This window comes from Pseudofrankia saprophytica, from assembly GCF_000235425.2.
GTDB classification, from domain to species: Bacteria; Actinomycetota; Actinomycetes; order Frankiales; family Frankiaceae; genus Pseudofrankia; species Pseudofrankia saprophytica.
In genome coordinates this window covers 2,575,817-2,597,833 of sequence record NZ_KI912266.1, presented here as the reverse complement: position 1 = coordinate 2,597,833, position 22,017 = coordinate 2,575,817, and the positions used below count along the sequence as shown (strand labels likewise).

Sequence of the window (22,017 nt, the reverse complement as noted above, 5' to 3'; positions counted from 1 at the left end):
TGGCCCGTCGCGACTTCCATCATGAAGTGGGGCCGCGGCCCGACAACAGGCCGGATAGGACATCGTCCACAGCGTCCCGGAAAACCTGCGCAAACGCCACGATTCCGGCATGGTCGAACACGGCCAGGTGGTACGCGAAGGTGATGTGCAGCGACTTCTCCCCGCGGGTCACACAGATCATCAGCCCCTGCGGCGGTCCCGCGGTCCCGAGAAAGTACACCGTGACGATCCGCGGGCCGTCCGGACCGACGGCGAGGCCCGCCGGCACCCAACCCAGGTTGCTGACCGTCACGGCCGGCGCGAGCACGACCCGCACCGCGCCGACCGCGGCCCGCAGCACCGTCGTCAGGACGCGGGCGGGAACGACGGCGGCCATCGCCGCGGCGATCGCTCCGGACCGACCCGCCGCGGTCTTCGCGCCCTCGGCCTTCACCCGCGCGCTCTGCTCGAGAACCCGGTACGCGAGCGACGCCGGATCGGCCCGGTCACCCGGGGACGAGGCGATGATCGCCTGGCCGGTGTGGTTCCCGAGCGCCTCGACGGCGCCGGGGCCGGGCGGTGGCACCGAGGCCGGCATCCGCGCCCGGAGCGCCCCGGTACGCCGGCCGTGCCGGGTATTCCAGCGCTCGACCGCGAGATGCGACGCCGCGAGCAGCAGGTCGTTTACGGTCGGCCGCGGACCGGCTGGCACGGACACCACCGGCACGGGCATGATCAACGGATACTGGCCGTATCCAACCGCGCCGGCCGCGCCCGTCGGCACCAGGTGCCGCGCCCGGAGGCCCAGCCGGTCACTCACCCACCGCCGGGCGGCGCGGGCCAGCCCACGCGACCGCCGCGCCGCGCCGCGCCGTTTGGTGGGACTCCTCGGCCCGGTGGCTGTGGTCCTCGCGATGGCTGTGGTTCCGCTGGTGCTCCGTGGCACCGGCGGCGGGTCCGAGGGCGGCGGGGTGGACGGCGACACGGCGCCGAGGATCTCGGTGAACAGCGCCAGCGCGCTGCGTCCGTCCAGCACCAGGTGATGGGCAACCATCGCGACCACATCACCCTCCTGCCGGTGCAGCAGGAGGAACCGCATCGTCGACGGCGCGAGCAGGTCGAAGGGCAGCGAGAACAGCCATTCGACCCTCGGCCAGATCTCGCCGCCCGCCGGCGTCTCCTCGTCGAGCAGGACGGGATGCGGGCCGTCCGGGCGCGACCAGCCGTGCGCCCCGACGGGGTCCGCGAGGGGCGCACCGAGCTCCGGGTGCCGGGCGTACACGACGGCCGCCGCCGCCCGCAGCGACTCGGCGTCCAGCGCCCCGTCCGTCTCGGCCACGACCCCGATCAGCAGCGGGGCCGATCGCCGATCGGACGCAATGATCATCTTCTCGGCGAAGGTGAGCGGGCGGGCGCCGACCGACGGCCGGGCCACCGCCGGCGCCACCGCCGAGACGGGCCGGGACGACCGGCCCGAGACCCGGCTCACCGCGGGTCCCGGCCGCGGCGGTCGAACTCCGCGCCGTCGGTCTCGGCGGGCGGCTCGTGCTCCGCGCCCACCGCCCTTGACCGCGCCCGCTCCGGGAACCAGCTGAACGAGCTATCGGCCACCGGCGATGGTCCCGTCTCCGAGCGGGGCTCACCGTCCTGGTCCAGGTCGTCCGGTGGACCGGACGCCCCCGCGTCGCCGGCTGGCAGGTCGCCGGCTCCGCCGTCCGCCGCCGGTCCCGGCCCGGCCGGAGCCTGGGCACGCGACGCCAGCGCGGCCACGGTCGCGGCGAACGCCACCACGCCGGCGGCCTGCACGTACCAGCTGAACGCGCCCTGGCCGGAGCCCGGCACGGCGTTCGGCCAGGCGGAGACGCCCACCCCGGCAGCGATCATGAATACCAGGGCGGCCCAGCCCAGCACGGCCGGGAGGCGACGGCCGATCAGGACCAGGACCGGGACGAGGAGGGCCACCGGCCCGGCGACGAGGAACACGGCGACGGTGGCGAGCGCGCCGCCGGCGACCACGCCGGGGAGGCGCCCGAGACGCGACACCAGCGGAACCTTCGCCGGGTCGAGGCCGAGCGGGTAACCGTCGGGGTCCACGGACCGCCGAAGCCGCCATCGGGCGGGGACCAGCACCAGCGCGAGCAGGACCAGCAGCAGGCCGCCGCCGGCGACGAGGCTCTTGCGGTAGGTCTGCCCGGGGTTGTTCTCGATCAGGACCGTGCCGCCGGCGCCCGCCGGCACGATCCAGCCCTGCTGCCAGCCGTCGAGACGCACGGGGACCAGGGTCTGACCGTTCAGCGTCGCGGTCCACGAGGAGTTCGCGTTCTCGCGCACGGCCAGCAGCGCCCGCGTCCCGGCACCGATCTCGACGCTGCGGCGCTCGGGCGTCCAGTCGGCGACCGTCGTCGAACGAGCCTTGTCCGCGCTGGTCTTCGCTCCGGTTCCGACGAGCGTCAGCGCCCCCACCAGCAACGGCATCCCCGCGCTGTCGATCGAGACCAGGTGCTGGCCGGCCTGGAACGGGATCGTCCCGTCCGCGGTGCACACGCTCATACGCATGGGCCGGCCCTTGGCCACGTCGGAGAACCTGCCGTCGACCCGGGTCTCATAGCGGGTCCCGTCGACGATCACTCCCGGGCCGTTTCCGCAGGGCAGCGCGAACGGCGTGTCGGAGTCCGGCACCGCGGCGGCCGACGACGTCACCGCCGTCACCTGCCCCAGCACCGTGAAGCTCATCGGCCGCGGCACGTCGAACCGCCGGGAAAGGGCGACCTCCTCGGAGCCACCGAACAGCTGGGTGACGTCCACACCCATCCGGTCGAAGGTGTATGCGACCTGGCCCTCGGCCGCGGTGAACAGCCCGGCGGCGTCCGAGGGGGTCTGGGCATAGTGCTGGACCCGCACCCCTGGCAGGGTCAGCTCGCGGATGCCCGCCCCGTAGGCCCCGGTCCCCGGCCTGGTCACCTGGTCGAACGTGACCCGGAACCAGGTGCTCGGGCCGGCGGGGACGGCGAGCCGCTGCGCCGTTTCGACGGGATCGACCTTCGTGACCACCGAGCCCGCCTGGGTGGTCACCCGGATCGCCCCCACCGCGGGACGCCAGGTGCCTTCCTCCAGCAGTTGCACCTCGAGGTAGGGCAGGGTGGTCGCCCGCGGAAGGGTCACCTCGAGCCAGGCGCCCACGGACCCCTTCTTGGGGTCCGAGATCCAGGAGGTGAAGGGGACGCCGTCGAAGGCCGCGGCCGGCGCGGTGTCCGGCAGGGCCACCAGGCTCGACCCGTAGGAGGACGCCCGGACCTGTATCCCGTCCGCGTAGCCGGCGACCGTCTGGTGGTCGGCACCCGGTACGTCGATCCACTGTTTGGGCGTGGTGGTCCGGCCCGCGGCGTCCTCGTCCGGCCCGAGCAGGTAGGACGTCCCGCCGTGGATGACGCCGTAGTCGGTGTCGCGGCGTTGGAAGGTGTCGGTCACCACCAGCGCCGTGGTGGGCCCGACGATCTCGTCCACGGACGGCGCCAGCGCCTGGGCGGCCGACGGCGCCGCCGTGCCCCCGCCGCCGTTACTGGCCGCCTCGCCGGGCAGCCCGGTGAGATCGCTCGCGAGCACGACGGCCCGGTCGGTGCCCAGGACTCCGTGCGCGGCCAGCTGGACGGTGGACTCGGCGCCGCCCGACACCACCATGGCGGTGTCCGCGGGATACGCGGCGACCTCGGACGCGCCGCCGGGCACGACCCAGACGTCCAGCGCCGGCACCCGCTCGGTCGGCTTGGCCAGGGCCGGGACCAGCCGGTCCTTGGCGCTTGCCCTCGCCCGGACCTGTGGGCCGAACGAGGCCGCCTTGCGCAGTCCCGAGCTGTCCAGGGCCCGGTACACCTGCTCGGTGGACGGCGGGATGTCCCAGTTCTGGTCGTCGAGGTCGTTGCGGATCAGCACCTGGCCGACCCCGGCGCGCGCGAGGGCGACCGCGAGCCCCGGCGCGTCGCCCAGCTCCAGCTGCCGCTCGATGCCGTCCATCCACCTGGTCATCCCGGTGTTGCCCAGCGGGACGAGGGCACGGGACGCCCAGGGCGTGCTGGCCAGCCACGACATCGGCTCGTCGAGGGGCCGCCCCCAGCCGTACTCGCCGAACGGCGCGGCCGGGAGCACCAGGGTGCGTCCCCCGGTGGGGTTGTCCGCGAGCCAGTCCGCCGCCTGCCGCCAGTAGCCGGGAACCTCCTTGAAGGTGCCGGCCTGGAACATCTGGCCTGTGTAGGCCGGCGTCATTCCCGTCACCAGGGCGGCGACAGTGACCACGACGGCACCCACCGACAGCGGACGCAGCCGTCGGCGTCGGCGATCCGGCGCCGGTTCGTCGGCCCCGCGTTCCCGGCGGCGGCCGGTGACCGCGACGTCCAGGGCATGGGCCATCCCCAGGGCCAGCGGCAGGTGCACGACCGGCTGGAACTTGTAGATGTTGCGCAGGAAGGCCAGCTGGTCGGCGAGCAGCACACGCAGCCCGCCCGAGAGCGGGCTGCCCGGCTGCCCCGGGTAGGCCGCGGACACGGCGACGACGCCGACCGCGAGGCTGACCAGCAGGAACCGCCGCGCGGGCAGGTCCCGCCGGGCGAGCCCCCACAGCCCGATGCCGGCCGCGACCGCCGACCCGATGACCGGCACCGGGTCGGTGACGGTCGCCGAGGCCGCCGGCAGCCAGGGGCGCGGGATCCGCAGGTAGGCGAGCCAGTCCGTGGTCCCGCGCAACGCCTCGGCGACCGAGGAGGTCGACGTGGTGGTCGCCGCGGTCTCGGTGAACGGCAGGAAGTTCAGCCCGTACCGGCTCTGGATCACCAGCGTGAGCAGCCACCAGAGGGTCGCGAGAACGACCGAGAGGGTCCACCACGCCCGCAGCGCCCAGGCCCGCCGGGTCCCGCCGGCGAAGACGAGCAGGACGCCGGGGAAGAGCAGGACGCACAGTGTGACGCTGGCGTTGATGCCGCCGGTGCAGAAGACGGCCAGGCCGGACAGCGCCGCGGCGCGGCGCGGCGACAGCCGGCGATCGCGCGCATCGACGCCGTCGGCGGCGGGCGCACCCCCGGAGGCCGCGCCGGGCGGCGGCCCGGCCGACCCGGTGTCGGCGCCGCCGGCCCCGTCCGGTCGCAGCGCCAGCACGAGCGGCAACGTGATCCAGGGCAGCATCGCCGCCCCGGTCAGCGCGACCGACGCGGCGCCGATCTTCCCGATGAACATCGGTGACAGCGCGTACCCGACTCCGGCGATCACCCTGGTCGTCGGCCGGCCGATCCGGAGCGCGTCGGCGAGCCGCACCGCTCCCCAGGCCGCCACCGTCAGGATCAGGGCGAGCCACAGCCGCTGGGTCATCCACGGGGGGAGGTGCAGGACCTTCCCGAGCAGGAAGAACGGCCCCATGGGGAACAGGTAGCCGACGTACTGGTTCGGCAGGAACCCGAAGTCGGCGGACGAGTTCCACAGATGGGTCGCACGCTCCATGAACCGCAACGGATCGAGCGCGACATCCATCTTGGTGTCGGCCACGATCCGCCCGGGCTCCTGCAAAAGGCTCAGCACGACGAAGCCAGCCGTGACGAACAGCAGCGTCAGCCGGGGCGTCCGTTCCCGCTTCCCAGGCGCGCTCACGGCAGCGTCGGGCGCCGGTCCCTCGGCCACGTCCGGCTCGGGGATCTCAAGCTGATCGAGCGACAACAGCTCAGTCGGTCGGTTCGGGATCGCGCGCTCCGTCACATTGGGGGGACATGCGCCAGTCATGCCCTTCTTTTCTTCATACCTCGCGCGGCATCGGCGGCCGCCGCCGGCCGTCGACGTCGCCGCGGCCCCGGACGCCGGCAGGCTCGCCCGGTCCGCCGGTATCGTCCGCCATCCACGCCCAAGCCGGCGTCGACAGGCACGGAAACCTCGTCACAGCAGGCGAAGCTGCTGGCCGGCGGGACGGGGCCGGGGCTCGCGCTGCCCGGGGCGGCCGGAGCGGCGGTCCAGCAAAACCGCGTCCAGGTCGGCCAGGAACGGCGACGGCGCGCGGGCGGCCGTCCGGCGGGCGCCGGAGCCTGCGCCGGTGACATGGCTGAGCACCAGCCGGCCGCGCGCCCTGGTGACACCGACGAAGAACAGCCGCCGCTCCTCAGCCAGCGGCCCGTACGCCGGGTCGCTGGTCGTGCCGTCCGCCGCGCCCTTGACTCCTGTTCCCTTGCTCCCGGCCGTGGCGCGGCCCGGACCGCCCCAGGTGAGCGGGAGCAGGCCGTCCTCGCAACCGACGATGAAGACGAGCCCGAACTCGAGGCCCTTGGCCGCGTGCAGCGTCAGCAGCGAGATCCGGTCGGCACGCGGGTCCAGGGTATCGGCCTCGGTCGCGAGCGAGACCGTGGTCAGGAACCCGGCCAAATCGTCGCCGGCAGCCGCGGCCGCCGGCGCCAGCAGCTCGACGCCGAGCCGGACCTCCGCCTCGGACGCGGCCGCGGCCGGCCGGACCGCCGCGGTTCCCACGGCCAGCATGGTCCCTTCGGCCAGCGCGGTTCCTTCGACTGCCGCGGTTGCTTCGGCCAGCGCGGTCTCTTCGGCGGCTTCGGCGGCTTCGGCCGCGAGCACCGCGGTGAGCGCCGTGCCGCGGCCCGCGGCCCGCTCGGCCGCCCGGGCGGCGGCGTCGCGAAGGGCGGCCGAGACGGAGCGGGCCGGGCCATCGCCGTGCCCACGCAGCTCGGCCAGCAGCGCGGCGACGCCGGGGGCGTCGGCAAGCGGGCCATGAGAACGACGCTGGAACGGGAAGCCACGCTTCGCCAGGGCCGCCATCACCGGCTCGGCCTGGCGCGACGTCCGGTAGAGCACAGCGATGTCGGCGAACGACAGCAGGCTGCCCGCCGAGCCGTCGAGCCCGGAGTCGAGAGCGTGGAACGACGTTCCGCCGAGCGCTTCCTCGATGGTGTCGACGACGGCGAGCGCCTCCTCGGCCTCCGTCGCGCACGCCCGCACGAGTACGGGCTCGCCGCCGGGGCCGGCCCGCCGGCGCGGTTCCGGCCGGCTGCCCGCGTTCTTCGCCCGCGCCGACGCCGCGTCCGGCCCGTCGGGGTGGACCGCGACCAGCGACCGGTCGGGCACGAACGTCGCCGGCGCGATCGCCGAGCGCGCGGCGGCGACGATGGTGGCGGTCGAGCGGTAGTTGCGGGTCAGCGACGCCCGCCGTGCCGTGGGGAAGTCCCGCTCGAAGCGCAGGAAGAAGCCGACGTCGGCGCCGCGGAACGAGTAGATGGCCTGGTCCGGGTCGCCGATGACGCACAGGTTGCCGTCTGGCGGGCAGAGGATCCGCAGCAGCCGGTACTGCGTCTCGTCCACGTCCTGGTACTCGTCGACCCAGACGTGGCGGAACCGCTGCTGGTAGTGCGCCGCCAGCTCAGGCTCGGCCGTCAGCAAGGCGAGCGGCAGCGCCAGCAGATCGTCGAGGTCGACGAGGCCGTGCTCACGCAGGGCGGCGTCGTAGCGCGCCAGGGCGCCGGCCAGCTCATCCCCGCGCACCGGCTCGCCGAGCGCGCGGCGGCGCTTGAGATCACCGATCCGGCGCGCGGCGGCCGCGCGGACCGCCACCGTCGCGTCCCCCAGGGCCTCCGCGAGCAGCTCGGCACGGACCGCCTCGTCGGCCACCTGCACGCCGGGGCCGCGCGCGAGCCGGGCGTGCTGCTCACGGATGACGAGCAGCCCCAGCCCGTGGAACGTGGTGGCGGTGACGCGCTCGGCGTCGGGGCCGAGCATGCCCGCGAGCCGCTCGGCCAGCTCCCCGGCCGCCCGCCGGGTGAACGTCACGGCCAGGCACTCGCCCGCCGGGACGCCTCGCTCCAGCACCCGGTACGCGACGGCGTGCACCAGCGTCCGCGTCTTGCCGGTGCCCGGGCCCGCCAGGATGACCAGCGGGCCGTCCGGGACGGCCGCCGCCGCCCGCTGGTCGGGGTCCAGCCCGTCGAGCACCGACGAGCCTCGCTCGGTGGGTGACGTCTCGGGCCCCACGAGGTCGGTCCGGGTATCCGCCTCCGGCGACCGTTCCTGGCCGGGCGGCGCCACGGCGGACCGCCGCTGGCGCTTCGGCTTCGCGGCGGCCGCCGGCGAGTCCAGGTCGAACAGCGTCGCCGCGTCGCCCGCCAGCTCACCCGGGCCGAACATCCGGATGACGCCGTACTCGCCGTCGAACCCGGCCTCGCGCACCACCTCGCCGCGGCGAAGGCGGCCGACGGCCTCGACCAGCTCGGCGGAGCCGACCTCGCCGATCGCGGCCAGCTCGACGTCGCCGAGGATGCCCAGCTCCGGGCCGAGCCGCTCGACGAGCGCGCCGACCTGGGCGGCGACCGCCTTGCTCTTCGGCCCGACACCAAGGATCTCGCCGACGATCTCCGGCAGCGCGACGAACGAGCGGAACCGCCCCGCCGTGGTGGGAGCCGTGCTGCGCTCGCGGTCCGCGAGCGCGTCGACACGGTGCAGCACGCCGACGGTCAGCGGCTTGCCACAGGCGGGGCAGGCGCCTCCGGTGGCCTTCGTCTCCTCGGGGGTGAACCGCACCCCGCAGGCACGGTGACCATCGTGGTGGTACTTGCCCTCCTCGGGGAAGAACTCGACGGTGCCGGCGTAGCCGTCGCCGGTGCGCAGCGCGTCCCGGACGGCGAAGTAGTCGAGCTCGCAGGACAGCGCCGTCGCCTCGCGGCCGAGCATGGGCGGCGAGTGCGCGTCGGAGTTGCTGACGAGGCGGTAGCGGTCGAGGCCGGAGATCCGCCAGAACATCTCCGGGTCGGCGGACAGGCCGGTCTCCAGCGCGAAGACCTCGTGCGCTAGGTCGCCGTAGCAGTCGTCGACGGCGTCGAAACCGGACTTGGAGCCGAGGACCGCGAACCACGGCGTCCACACGTGCGCCGGCACCAGGTAGCTGGCGGGGTGGGACTGCAGAGTGATCTCCAGCAGGTGCCGGGAGTCGAGGCCGAGGATCGGGCGCCCGTCCGCGGCGAGATTCCCGATCTTGGCGAGCGCGCCGGTGATCCGCCCGGCCGACTCCCGGTCCGGGGCGTAGAGCAGGTGGTGGACCTTGCGGGTCTTGTCGCCCTTCTTGTAGATCGTGGAGATCTCGGTGGAGAGCATGAACCGGGTCGCGGTTCGGCACGACGCCGGCAGCCGCCGCAGCACGTCCCGCTCCAGATCGGGCGTGAGGCGAAACAGCCCTGGCTCGGCCGGCACCAGCTTCTCCTCGAGCTCCCGCGCCCAGGCCGGGTGCGTGAAGTCCCCCGTGCCGACGACGCCGATGCCCTTGCGGGCCGCCCACCAGGCGAGATGCTCCAGGTCGCAGTCCCGGCTGCACGCCCGTGAGTACCGGGAGTGCACATGCAGATCCGCGTAGAACGGGAGCCGCGTCTGCCCACCGCGGGGTCCCGCGCCCGGCCCGTCCATGTCCGGCGGCCCGCCCGTGTCACCATCGGGCGGCCCGTCCATGTCACCCATGTCACCCGTGTCACCCGCCGCGTCCGTCACCCCTGCTCCCGCCACGTCGCTCCAGACCTCCCCGCCCGCCTACCTCCCCGACCGCCGGTCTCGGCTCGCCGACCTCCCAGATCGCCGATCCGGCGGGACTCCGGTCCCGGGCCACCCCAGACCAGCCAGGCGGCGGACATTCTCCCGCGCCGCCGTGACGGCGGCGGTGCCCCCTCGGCCTGAGCCACCCGGGGACGACGGGGCGCGACGCGTTCGCCGAGCCGGTCCGGCCGTCTTGCCCACCGTCCCCCCACCGGCAGCCCGCCGCGCGGTCGCCGCGATCACGTCGCCCGGGGGCGATGGGTGAGCCGCGCGGTAGCCCGCGCGGAAGCGTAGGGGATTATTCGGAGCGTTCGGGCGCGGAGGGGTGATGACGACGGGACCGTCGGGGGATCAGGAGCGGTTCGCCATGCTCACCAACCGGTGCCACCGGCTGGTGCGGTTCCTGCACGAGGTGGCGCTGTCCCAGTCCGACCAGGTGACAGCGGTCGAGGACAACCCTCTGGTGGTGTGGCTCGCGCAGCTGCCGGGCGGCCTGTCGCTGTTCGAGCACGCGACCGCGGGCGAGGTCGCGCTGGAGGCGCCGGCCGCGGCCGTGCTGCCCTCGCCGCCGCCGCTGCCGGACGCGCTGGCCGGCTGGGTGGTGCTGCCCGAGCCGGGCGACGTGCCATCGGACTCGCCGCCGCTGCGCGAGACCAGCCTGCGCTCCCGGGCCGGCTGGCCGGACGGGATCCCGCTGCGGCCGGGCGGCCAGCCGGTGGTCGAGGGCTTCGGTGAGCCGGTCCGGCTCGTCGACCGTCCCGAGGTGCCGCAGGCCTACCAGGACTGGCTGCCCACCTGGCAGATCTGGGCCGCCCGGGCGCGGGCCGACGCGGACCGCCGCGCCCTGCACGGCGTGCTGCACAGCGTGGCCGGCCGGCTCGCGCAGGAAGGCGACGGGCTGGAGCTGGTGCTCGCCACCGGCCTGCTCTCCTGGCGCGCGCCCGACGGCCGGACGCTGCGCCGCCATCTGCTGACCACGAGGCTCGCGGCCGAGGTCGACCCGGTCACCTCGGCGATCCGGCTGCGCGTGCCGGACGGCGTCGCCACCAGGCTCGAGGACGGCCTGCTGAACGGGCTGCCCGTCTTCCACGGCGAGCGCACGAACGCGTTGCACGAGCGGCTGCGCGCCCGCCCGGCCGCGCCGTTCGGCGGCGAGGACGAGCGGCTGCTGCGCGACTGGCTGACGCTCGCCCTCGATGTCGGCCATGACGGGTACTCGGCCGCCTGGCCGCCGCCCGGCCCGCCGACCGACCGGCCACGCGTCGACCTCGCCCCCGCGCTGGTGCTGCGCGCCCGCGGCAGCGCGACGCTGCTCACCTACTACGAGCAGATGCTGGACGCGCTGCGCGGCGAGGGCCGCCCGCCGCTCGGGCTCGTCCAGCTGGTGGAGACGCTGGAGGCCGACGAGCGGCTGGCCTGGCTCGCCGCCGAGGGCGCGACTCCCCCCGGCCGTCTCTCCGAAGACCCACTGTTCCCGCTGCCGGCCAACCCCGAGCAGGCGCACGTCATGGAGCGGCTGCGGCACGACAGCGGCGTGATCGTCGAAGGCCCACCGGGCACCGGCAAGACGCACACCATCGCCAACCTGGTCGCGGCGCTGCTGGCCGAGGGGCAGCGGGTGCTGGTGACCAGCCAGAAGGCGCAGGCGCTGCGGGTGCTGCGCGACAAGCTCCCGGAGTCGCTGCGGCGGCTGTGCGTCTCGCTCGCCGAGGCGGAGGACCCGGGCGCCGCCGACCTGGCGGCGAGCGTGAGCGCGCTCGCCGCTGAGAAGGCCGCCTACCATCCGGACGGCCAGGCACGCCGGATCGACGAGGCCCGCGCTCGCCGCGACGCCGCGATCGCCCGCCGCGACGAGCTCGTGGCGGCCATCCAGGAGGTACGCGCCGCCGAGGCGGTGGGGCACCCGGAGGGCGAGGTCGCTCCCGGCTGGTCGGGGACGCGCGGGGCCATCGCCGCCCGGCTTCGCGGCGAGCGCGCCGAGCACGGCTGGCTCCCACTCCCGGTCCCCCGCGGCCCCGCCGGCGAGCCGCCGCCCGCGCCGCTGGCCGCCGAGGAGGCCACGGAGCTCTGGGCGCTGCTGAGCGCCCCCGCCGCGGCGGCACCCGGTGACGAGACGGCGGTCGACCGCCGGCGCCCGAGCGCGCCCGGCACAGGTACCCCAGGGAAGTCCGCCACGCCGGGCGGCGGCGCGCTGGCCGACGACGCGCTGAAGGACGACGCGCTGGAGGACGACGACATCGGCCTGGGCCCGGTCTCCCTGCCGAGTCCCGAGGCCCTCGGCCGGCTGCTGGAGCGGGAGCGGGCCGCGGCCGCGGAGGCGGACGCCGCCACCAGGGCCGCCGCCGGGTCCGCGGCTGGCGAGGTGGCCGCCGCGCTCGGTGTGCTCGACACCGCGGGCCTGGACCGGCTCACCGCCGCCGTACAGGCCGTCACCCGGGCGCTGGAGGAGGCCCGCCGGACCACCCGGCGCGCACCCTGGATTCCGCGCGCGCTCGACGACGCGCTCGCCGGCCGCGACGGCGCCGTGTGGGGGAAGGTCACCTCGGCGGCGCCGGCGCTCGCCGAGGCGACCGAGGCGCTCGCCACGCTCGGCCTGCATGCCGTCACCCTGCCGGCCGCCGCGTCCCAGGCCCCGGCGGGCACGACCGACCCGACGGGGACACCGGCCGCGCGCATGCTCGCCGCCGCCGAGGCGTTGCGCGGGCACCTGGACCAGGGCGGCAGCCTGCGCCGGATGTTCCGTTCCCGGGTCCAGAAGGACGCGGCCGACCTGCTCGCCGAGGCCACGGTCGACGGTCGCGCGCCCAGCACGCCCGAGCTGTTGGACCTGGTACTCGCCCGGTTGCGCGCCGAGGTCGCGATCGACGCCGCCGCCAGGGCCTGGGCACTGGCGGGGGTCGCCGTCGGCTTCGGGTCCGGCGACGCCCGCGGGCCGGGCGAGACGGCTGGCTCACCCGCTCCGACCGGCGCCGGGGGCCGTCCCGGCCAGCCCGCGGGGCAGGGCGCGCCCGGCGAGCCAGGGGGCGAGATCGTGGCCCCCGAGATCCGGCTCGCCCGGCTCACCGAGGCGCAGGACGCGCTGGCCGTCGTCGTCGCCGTCCTCACCGCCCGTGACCAGGTCCACTCCCTGCTGGCGTCGCTGGGCGCGGAGACCGGTGTGCACCTGGCCGGCCCCGGTCTCGGCAGCGGCCTGGTCGACCTTGGATCGACCGACGCGTTGCGAGCCCTGACCGGGGCTCTGGCGCTCGCCCGGCTGCGCCTGGCCGCGGCCGAGGCCCGGGCGGAGATCGAGCGGCCGCGGGCCGAGGTCGAGGCGGCCGCGACCAGGAGCGGATTCCCCGCGCAGCTGCACCGGCTCGCGGGCGCGCTGGCGGCCCGTGATCTCGCCGAGTACCAGCTGGCGCGCGCCGGGCTGCTGGCCGCGGTCGGTGCCCGGCGGGAGGCCGCCCGCCGCACCGTCCTGCTCGAGCGACTGACCAGCGCCCACCCGGCGCTGGCGGAACAGCTGCTCTCCGCCGCGGCCGCCGTCGGCACGGCCGACCGGCGTGGCGCCTCCGAGCCCGTGGATGACGACGAGTGGCGCCATCGCCTGGCGCGGTTCGAGGCCGCCTGGTCCTGGGGGCTGGCCGCCGGCTGGCTCACGGCCTCCCGGACCGGCCGGGCGACCACCGCCGGCGCGCCTGACCTCGACGCCCAGCTCGACGCCGCCGAGGACGCCGTCGCCGCCACCACGGCCGAGCTCGCCGGCGCCAAGGCCTGGAAGCACTGCCTGGAGCGGATGGGCACCCGGGAGTCGGCCGCGCTGCGGGCCTACGCGGACGCCGTCGCCGGCGGCGGCCGGTTCACCGGCCGGCACGCCGACCGCTACCGGCAGGCCGCCAGGGAGGCGATGGCGATCGCCCAGACAGCCGTGCCCGCCTGGGTCATGCCGATCGCCGACGTGCTCGCCACGATCCCGGCCGTCCGCGACAGCTTCGACGTGGTGATCGTGGACGAGGGCAGCCAGGCCGGTCTGGACAGCCTGTTCCTCCTGTGGCTGGCCCCCCGAGTGATCATCGTCGGGGACGACCGGCAGTGCGCCCCGGCGCCCGCGCCGGTGAGCGCGGCGCGCGCCGGCGCCGGCGCGGAGGGCCCGGTCATCGACGACGATGACCTGGACCCGATGTTCCGCCGCCTCGACGCGTTGCTGCCCGACCTGCCCGGCTGGCTGCGCGTCTCCTTCACTCCCCGGTCGAGCCTGTTCAGCCTGCTGCGGACCCGGTTCGGTGAGGTCATCCGCCTGCGCGAGCATTTCCGCTGCATGCCGGAGATCATCGAGTGGTCGTCGGCGATGTTCTACCGGGACGCACCGCTGGTGCCGCTGCGGCAGTTCGGCGCCGACCGGCTGCCGCCGCTGCGCGCCCGCCACGTGCCGCACGCCTACACCACCGGTGCCGGCGCCGCGCTGCGCAACCCGGCGGAGGCGGAGGCGCTGGTCTCGGAGGTGCTGAGCTGCGCGGCCGACCCACGCTACGACGGGGCCTCGTTCGGCGTCGTCGTCCTGCAGGGCACCGGGCAGGCGGAGCTCCTGCGCTCGCTGCTCGCCGCGCGGATGTCGGCCGCCGAGCAGCAGCGCCGCCGGCTGCGGGTCGGCACGCCCCCGGACTTCCAGGGCGACGAGCGCGACGTGGTGTTCCTCTCGATGGTGGTCACACCGGACACCGCCACCCCGGCGCTGAGGCGGCAGGAGTACCAGCGGCGGTTCAACGTGGCCGCCTCACGCGCCCGCGACCAGATGTGGCTGTTCCACTCGGTCGGCCTCGAGGACCTGCGGCCCGACGACCTTCGGCACAGCCAGCTCGGCTACGTGCTGGACCGCGGCCGTGCCCAGTGGGCGGACGTCGACGAGCCACCACGGCTCGACCAGGTGCCGCCGGACATCCCGCATCCCCGCTTCGACTCGCTGTTCGAGCAGCGTGTCTTCCGCGAGCTCACCGCCGCCGGCTACCGCGTCCTGCCGCAGGTCGAGGTGAACGGCCGGCGCATCGACCTGGTCGTCGCGGGCGGCCGGGCGAGGCTCGCGGTCGAGTGCGACGGCGACGAGGCCGGCACGCCGACGCAGGTCGCCCACGACTTCGCCAGGGAGCGGCAGTTGCGCCGGGCCGGCTGGCCGTTCTGGCGCGTCCGCCAGTCCGACTTCGAAAGCGACCAGGCGGCGGCGCTGGCCAGCCTGTGGCCGCGTCTGTCCGCCGCCGGCATCGGCCCCGCCGGCGGACGGACGGGAACACCCGAAGCGGCCTTCGCCGACCAGCTGGCCGGCCCGGCCGGCGCCGCGCCGAGCGAGCTCGCTCGGCGGTGGTCCCCGATCACGCTGTCCGAGCTCGACGGCCTGGACGACGACCCGGCCTGAGCGCGCCCACCGGACACTCCTCGCCCGGCGGCGGGCCCGGGCGGTCAGCGGCCGGCGGTGGACGGGCTGTCGGGGGCCGGGCGACCGGTCGCCTTGCCCGCGCCGCGCGGCGCGGGCTCGCGACCTGGCTGCCGGACTCCGGCGGCACGGGCCTCGCCATGATCGCGCGACCGCTGGCCGATGACACCCGCGGGCTGGCCGCCGGCCGCGCGGGCTTCGTCATGATCGCGCGACCGTTGGCCGGCACGCGGGGACGGGCGGGACGAGCCGGTGGTGGCCTCCTGCTGGACCGGGATCGCCGGCACGTCGCCGTCCTCGTCCCCGTCCCCGCTCAGGGCATCCGGGGTCACGCCGGCGGGCTCCGGGTCGAGCCTGTCGCCACCAGGTGCGGGGACGACGTGCCCGTCGACAGCTGACTCGTCGGCAATGCGGCCGTCGTCAGCGGACCCGTCGGGAGCGGACCCGTCGACAGCCGCGCCGTCGGCAGCGGACCCGTCGATGGCGGCACCGCCGGCGGCGGGTCCGTCCACGACGGGCCCGTCGGCCGAGCCCTCGGAGGCCGCCACCTCCTGCCCGTCTCCATCCGCGTCCGCGGGGTTGGCTCCGGTGGCGGGTGCCTTGGCGGTCCCGGCGCCCGTGGACGGCCGGCCGCGGCCGCCGCCATGACGGGTGATGGTGTCGCGGGACCCGTTGTCCGGGATCTCGGCGTCGATCGCGGTGTCCAGGTCGAGCCCGTCGTCCTCCTCGTCACCGCTGCCGACCAGCCGGCCGAGCGCGGCACGGGGCAGCCGCGGCCGGGGCGGCGTCTCGCTGAAGTCGGCCCGCCGCAGCCGGCAGTAGGCGGTGTGCACGCCGTTGACGACCTGGCTGATCCCGAAGTCGGCCGCCGCCGTCAGGTAGGCGAGCGCGGCGGCGCGCTCCAGCCCCAGCCGGCTGGAGATGAACAGCACCGCCGAACGGGCGGCCCGCCTGACCGCCTCGGTGACGTCGACGTCCAGCCCCAGCGTGAGCCAGGACGTCTCCGTCTCGACGAACGGCTCCCGCAGCGCGCCGAGCGCCGCCCGCGCGGCCGGCTCCCGCAGGGTGGTGAGCCGGAAGGTCGCCCGCAGCGGTCCCTCCAGCGCGGTCAGCCCGACCTTGCCGTCTCCGGCCGCGTAGTGCGGGTCCCCGACCGCGAACAGCGCCCCGGGCACCTGGACCGGCAGGTAGAGCCGGGCGCCGATTCCCAGCTCCCGGCAGTCCAGCGCCCCGCCGTGCAGCCCGACCGACGTCGACGGGACCGTGACCGCCGCCTCGCCGTCACCCTCGGCGCCGGACTCCGCGCCGGTGTCCACGGCCACCGCCATGATTCCCATGAACGGCGTGAGCGGGAACCGTACCCGCGCGCCGCCGACCGTCGCCGCGTCGAGCGCGCCGAACAGCTTGCCGCGCCGGCGCTCGACCGCGCAGAAGCTGCTGACGGTCCGGAAGCCGTGCCAGTGCCGGGAGTCGGCGTCCTCGTCCGGCGGCGGTCCCTCGGGAAACTCGCCGGCGAGCAGGCCCTGCCCGTGGCGGTTGGAGATGACGCCGTACCGGGCTCTGGGCAGCAGCGACACCACCTCGATCCGCAGCACGTCACCGGGCTCGGCGCCGCGGACGTGCACGGGGCCGGTGACGATGTGCGGGCCGTCGATGCCGAAGCGGTGGGGTATCCCGGACGCCGCGATCGCCCTGGCGTCCTCGAGGACCTCGGCCGAAGTGACGCCGTGGCGGCCGAAGAACGCGTCGGGGTCGCGGCCCTGGTCCTCCAGGATGCCCTCCTGGCTGACCGTGTCGATGGTGACGGTCGAGCCCGTGTCCACGGTCAGCACCGGCCTGGTACGCGCCGTCGGCAGCTCCCCCCAGCGGACCGTCTCCGGGGTGGACGGCAGGTAGTGCTTGCCCTCGACCTTTCCCTTCCCTGGCTGCAGTGCCACCGGCGCCCTACCGTCGCCTGGTCCCGGCCTGCCCGCCGGTGTCCGGCGAGGCGCCGGGTACCTGCCCGGGGTGCGTCCGCGGCCTCGGCGTCGAGGCGTACGCGGCCGGCACCGCCGGGCGATACGGGCGGCAGGGGATGACGAGCGGCACGGCCGTCAGAGTCCCAGCGGGATATGACGGTCAGATGTCAGCGATGTTGCCATCGACGGCATCCCATCATGGCCCTGCCCGTCGAACGTCCAAGGTGCCGCCGGGACGGAACATCGGGAGCCGTCGGCGCCCAGCCCACGGACGCCGCTCGGTACCCGCCGGAGCAGTGCCGATCCCGCGCCAGCGGGACCGCTTGCCCGGCCATCCGGCCGCCGGCCGCGCCTTCCTCGGCCAGCCGCCTCGCCGATCGTGACGCCGCACACGCCCCGCCCGCCGACGGCGTGGTGGCGGCCCGGCGACGGCCCGGCGACGACCCGGCGGCGGCTGAATCGCGCTACCGGCCGTGGCGACCGCGCCGCGACGCCGGACCCGCGAGCCGTCCGTGGTCGACCGTGTGGCCGACCACGGACGGCCGCTCCGGCGCGACGCCACCGTTTCCCGCCCGGATTCGGCGCACACACGTCAAAGGATTCCGGCCGGACGTCGCACACAAAGAAAAACGGCGGCCCGATACCGCGGAAACCGGCGCTATTCGTCGTCCCGATAGACGACGCCCGCGTCCGGCGCCGGACCAGCCAGCCGGCTTGGCCGCGAGCGGGCTGGTCCGCGTACATCCGCGTACCTCCGCGCGCGGATTCACGAAGAACGCCGCATTCGGCGCGAGTGATGTACGCGATTGGCGCAGGACCGGCGACGGACCGCGCGGCTAGAGTGCCGGGCGTGCTCCCCTCCCCACCCGCCCACTTCCGATGACGGGCGTCGTGGCCGATCTCGGCGAGTTCGGCCTGATCAGGGCGATCACGGCCCGCTTTCCCGGCGGCGACGGGTTGCTGATCGGCCCGGGTGACGACGCGGCGCTGCTCGCCGCCCCGGACGGCCGCGTCGTGGCCACCACCGACCTGCTGTTGGAGGGCCGGCACTTCCGCCGCGACTACTCGTCCGGGTACGACGTGGGCCGCAAGGCCGCGGCGCAGAACCTCAGCGATGTCGTGGCGATGGGAGCCCGGCCGACCGGTCTGCTGGTCGGCCTGGCCGCGCCGGGCGACCTCCCGGTCGCCTGGGTGCTGCGGCTCGCCGACGGGCTGCGCGACGAGTGCGCCGAGCTCGGAGCCGTCGTCGCCGGCGGGGACGTGAGCTCGGCCGACCGGGTGATCCTCGCCATCACCGCGCTGGGCGACCTGGGCGGCGCCGAGCCCGTCCAGCGCTCCGGGGCGCGCCCGGGTGACCGGGTCGTGCTCGCCGGCCGCCTGGGCTGGGCTCAGGCCGGCCTGGAGCTGCTGGACACGAGCGCGGGCGACCCCGTCGAGCTCCTGGACGCCCACCGCCGTCCCGCGCCGCCCTACGCCGCCGGCCTGGCGCTGGCGGCCGCGGGCGCGAGCGCGATGTGCGACGTCAGCGACGGCCTGCTGGCCGACGTCGGCCACATCGCCACCGCGTCGGGCGTCCGCGTCGAGCTGCGTTCGGGCGCCTTCGACGTCGCCGAGCCGCTGCGCACGGCCGCCACCCGCCTGGCCGCCGACCCGCTGCGCTGGATCCTGACCGGTGGCGACGACAACGCCTTCGTCGCGTGTCTCCCGCCGACCGTTCCGCTGCCGGCCGGCGTCACCCTGATCGGCGAGGTGTCCGAGGGCTCCGGAGTCCTGGTCGACGGCAGCCCCTACCGGGGGGCGCAGGGCTGGGACCACTACCGACGTCCCTAGAAGACCAGTGTCCCAAAAAAACAAGATCGCGCCCCCGAAGGGGCGCGATCTTGACGAAAAGCACCGGCCCGCCAGGTCGCCTCACGGGGCAATGTCGCTCGTAGCGACGTGTTTTAGGTCCGGGGGCCATGATGCGGACCGGCACGGTCATGCTAACGACGCAGGCCACGAGACTGTTCCCGGCGCCGGACGACGGGGCGAAAGTCCCTACTGTGCGCAATGTCTGTCGCACAGCGTCACTCCGCCACGCCGCCCGGCATCGAGAACGCACAGCGTGGAGACGGCCCGGCGTCGGGACACCGTCAGTCGGCGGGACGGGTGAGGCAGAGCGTGCCGACGGAGTCGACGCGCGCGGTCCAGCCGGGGCGGACCAGGCAGGTGGCCTCGGCGAACTCGACGACGGCCGGGCCGACCACCGTGTCGCCGGGGCCGAGCGCGGCCCGCGCGACCACGTCGACCTCGCGCCAGCCCGCGGCGGCGGTCTCGCGGCCGGGCTCCCCCGCCAGCCGGCCGGGACCAGCCTCGTGGCCGCCCAGCCAGACGCCGCGACGGGTCCGCGCGGCGGCCGGGTCCGCCGGCTCGGCGGCGAGGGCGGGGCGCAGACCGGGGACGGTGGCCACCAGCCGGACGGCGACGACCTCGACGTCCCGGTCGGGCGCCGCATGGCCGTAGCGGCGGACGTGGGTCTCCTCGAAGGCGGCACGCACGGCGGTCGCCAGGGCCACGTTCGCGCCGGCCGGATCGTCAGCGTCGCCGGGCGTGGGTGACCCGGCGGAGACGGTCAGCTCGTGCGCCTGCCCCGCGTAGCGGCAGTCCACCTGCCGTTCCAACAGCAGGCCGTCCTCACCGCCCCCCTCGTCCTCGCCCGCCTCGTCGCCGTCCCTCTCGTCGCCGTCCCTCTCGTCCCCACCGCCGGAGCCCTGGGCCGTGGCCGCCGCCTGGCCGGCGAGCCGGCCGAAGGCGCCGGCGAGGTCCACGTCGCCGAGCCGCCCGCGCAGCGGCGCCGTGTGGTCACGGCGCACGTCCCCCAGCGCGAGCCCCAGCGCGGACAGCACGCCCGCGGCCCTGGGCACCAGCACCGTCGTCATCCCGAGCGCCTCCGCGAGCGCGCAGGCGTGTGTCCCGCCCGCGCCGCCGAACGCGACCAGCGCCAACGTGCGTGGGTCGAGGCCACGCTCGATGGAGACCACCCGCAACGCCCTGGTCATCTCGGCGTCCGCGACGGCGACCACCCCGGCGGCGGCGGCGAGCGCCGAGAGGCCGAGGCGCGCGCCGAGGCGCTCCAGCGCCGCCGCCGCGGCCGGCGCGGACAGGGTGACCGTGCCGCCGAGGCTGGCCCCGTCGCCGAGGTAGCCGAGGACGAGGTCGGCGTCGGTCACCGTCGCCTCGCGCCCGCCTCGCTGGTAGCACGCCGGCCCGGGATCGGCGCCGGCGGAGGCGGGCCCGACCCGCAGCGCGCCGCCCGAGTCGACCCAGGCGATCGAGCCGCCGCCCGCGCTGACGGAGTGCACGTCCACCGCCGGCAGCATGATCGGAACTCCGGCCAGCACCGACTCGGAGGTGGTCAGCGCCCGGCCACCGAGCACCGGCGCGACGTCGGTCGAGGTGCCCCCCATGTCGAACGTCAGCAGGTCACGCACCCCGGACAGACCGGCGACGTAGGCCGCGCCCACCACCCCGCCCGCCGGGCCGGACAGCACGCACGTGGCCGCGTGCGCGGCGGCCTCGGCGAGCCGCGCCACCCCGCCCGAGGACTGCATCACGAGTGGCTCGCCGATTCCCACCGCCGCCAGCCGGCCGCGCAGCCGGGTGAGGTAGGCGGAGAGCTTCGGCGTCAGATAGGCGTCCGCGGTGGCGGTGGCGAACCGCTCGTACTCACGGAAGGCGGGCAGCACCTCGCTGGAGGCGACGACCGTCACCCCGGGTAGCCGGGCCCGCAGGCTCTCGGCCAGCCGCCGCTCGTGCTCCGGCCAGGCGAACGAGAACAGCAGGCAGACGGCGACCGCCTCGAGCCCGTCGACCGCCGCGACCCGCTCGACCACCCGGGCGGTCTCGCCGGCGGTGAGGGCCTCCAGCACCCCGTCCGGTCCGCAGCGCTCGCGCACCGTGAACCGCAGCTCGCGCGGGACCAGCGAGGCGGGCCGGTCCCTGGTCAGGTCGTAGAGCGACGGCCGGTTCTGGCGGCCGATCTCTATGACGTCCCGGAAGCCGTGGGTGGTGACCAGCGCCGTCCGGGCACCCGCCCGTTCCAGCAGCGCGTTGGTCGCGACCGTCGTGCCGTGGGCGAACCGCTCGACCCACCCGGCCCGCTCCCCGGCGCCCGACGGGTCCGGCTGGCCGCCGAGCGCCGCCGCGGCGAGCGCGGCCAGGACGGCTACCGACGGGTCGGCCGGCACGGAGGGCACCTTCGCGAACAGCGTCCGCCCGTCCGGCGCGACGGCGGCGAGGTCGGTGAAGGTGCCGCCGACGTCGATCCCCACCCGGAAGCCCGGCGGCTCCGCCGCGCCCGGCTCGCCCAGCAGCCCAGCCGCCGCGGCGGCTCCCGTACCGTCCCGTCGCTGCGCCACCACGCCGGGCAGCGTCGCACGCCGCCACCGGCACCGGACGCGGGGAGGTCCGACACTTCCGTCGAGCCGGGCGACGGGCCGGCGGGCGGGTCGTGATGCTGGGAAACTCACATCGGCGGCGCCCGCGAGCCAGCGGGTAGCCACTCAACCACGACAGGCGATGCCGTACGCCACCGATGGGGGAGACAACCAGAATGCCGCGCCGTCGATGCCCCGACGGATGCCTCAGGGCAGCCCCGCGACCACGCCTCGCCACCATCGACCACCCCGGCGGGCGCGGTGACGCCGCCGCGAGCGGCGTCATGCTGATATGCCGCAAAGGGCAGCGCCAGGGGCCTTCGGCCCGGCGAGTAGCCTAGACAGGCGGTAGCGGAAGGGCCTTTCGAAGGCCCCTTTCGACAGAAGTGAAGTCTCCACCTGGATAGAGGCGATTGGCCCCGTGACAGCACCGACGGTACCCGCGTCAGGACCTGACTTCGGAACCAACGAGTGGCTGGTGTTCGAGATCTACCAGCAGTACCTCGCGGATCCGGACAGCGTGTCACCCGAATGGCGTGAGTTCCTCTCCGACTATCACCCGAGCGCACCCACCGCGACCGACAACACGGACCCGGAGAGCGCTCGCGCGGTCATCGACACCACGCCAGCCGAGTCACCGACCGCGGCCGCCGGGGCGCCCGCGGCCCAGGCCCCCGCCGCCCCGTCCACTCCTGTCAAGCCCGCCCCCGCG

8 protein-coding genes are annotated in these 22,017 nt (G+C 75.7%); 3 read left to right on the top strand and 5 right to left on the bottom strand.

Annotated features, from left to right (window positions below):
- Window positions 1-19: 19 nt before the first annotated feature.
- The 3 genes from FRCN3DRAFT_RS43865 to FRCN3DRAFT_RS0210805 all read right to left on the bottom strand — a co-directional run bounded on the left by FRCN3DRAFT_RS43865 (window position 20) and on the right by FRCN3DRAFT_RS0210805 (window position 9,402).
- Complete coding sequence (locus FRCN3DRAFT_RS43865; protein WP_007517055.1) at window positions 20-1,468, bottom strand: condensation domain-containing protein; 1,449 nt, start codon at window positions 1,466-1,468, stop codon at window positions 20-22.
- Entirely contained in the window at window positions 1,465-5,676 is a 4,212-nt protein-coding gene (locus tag FRCN3DRAFT_RS0210810; RefSeq protein WP_232794003.1) for an alpha-(1->3)-arabinofuranosyltransferase domain-containing protein, read from the bottom strand. Before FRCN3DRAFT_RS0210810 ends, FRCN3DRAFT_RS43865 begins: the two co-directional genes overlap by 4 nt.
- Window positions 5,677-5,889: 213 nt before the next feature.
- Entirely contained in the window at window positions 5,890-9,402 is a 3,513-nt protein-coding gene (locus tag FRCN3DRAFT_RS0210805; protein ID WP_051466808.1) for a UvrD-helicase domain-containing protein, read from the bottom strand.
- 451 nt (window positions 9,403-9,853) lie between these two features.
- Here FRCN3DRAFT_RS0210805 and FRCN3DRAFT_RS0210800 point away from each other — a divergent pair, with 451 nt between their 5' ends.
- The gene (locus FRCN3DRAFT_RS0210800) at window positions 9,854-14,914 is read left to right on the top strand and encodes an AAA domain-containing protein (protein WP_007517059.1); all 5,061 of its coding nucleotides are present in this window, start codon (window positions 9,854-9,856) and stop codon (window positions 14,912-14,914) included.
- A gap of 44 nt (window positions 14,915-14,958) precedes the next feature.
- Here the strand turns inward: FRCN3DRAFT_RS0210800 and FRCN3DRAFT_RS56060 are convergent, their stop codons facing one another.
- Window positions 14,959-16,869, bottom strand: a complete 1,911-nt coding sequence (locus FRCN3DRAFT_RS56060) for an acetamidase/formamidase family protein (RefSeq protein WP_007517061.1) — start codon at window positions 16,867-16,869, stop codon at window positions 14,959-14,961.
- A 900-nt stretch (window positions 16,870-17,769) separates the two neighbouring features.
- Here FRCN3DRAFT_RS56060 and FRCN3DRAFT_RS0210790 point away from each other — a divergent pair.
- Complete coding sequence (locus FRCN3DRAFT_RS0210790; protein ID WP_007517063.1) at window positions 17,770-18,720, top strand: thiamine-phosphate kinase; 951 nt, start codon at window positions 17,770-17,772, stop codon at window positions 18,718-18,720.
- Between the two features lie 302 nt (window positions 18,721-19,022).
- Here the strand turns inward: FRCN3DRAFT_RS0210790 and FRCN3DRAFT_RS0210785 are convergent, their stop codons facing one another.
- Window positions 19,023-21,290: a hydantoinase/oxoprolinase family protein gene (locus FRCN3DRAFT_RS0210785; protein ID WP_007517065.1), complete on the bottom strand. Its 2,268-nt coding sequence runs from the start codon at window positions 21,288-21,290 to the stop codon at window positions 19,023-19,025.
- Between the two features lie 493 nt (window positions 21,291-21,783).
- On the opposite strand from FRCN3DRAFT_RS0210785, the gene FRCN3DRAFT_RS0210780 reads away from it, so the two are divergent.
- Window positions 21,784-22,017, top strand: a 234-nt coding sequence (locus FRCN3DRAFT_RS0210780) for a 2-oxoglutarate dehydrogenase E1 subunit family protein (RefSeq protein ID WP_007517066.1), incomplete at its 3' end; no start/stop codon positions are given.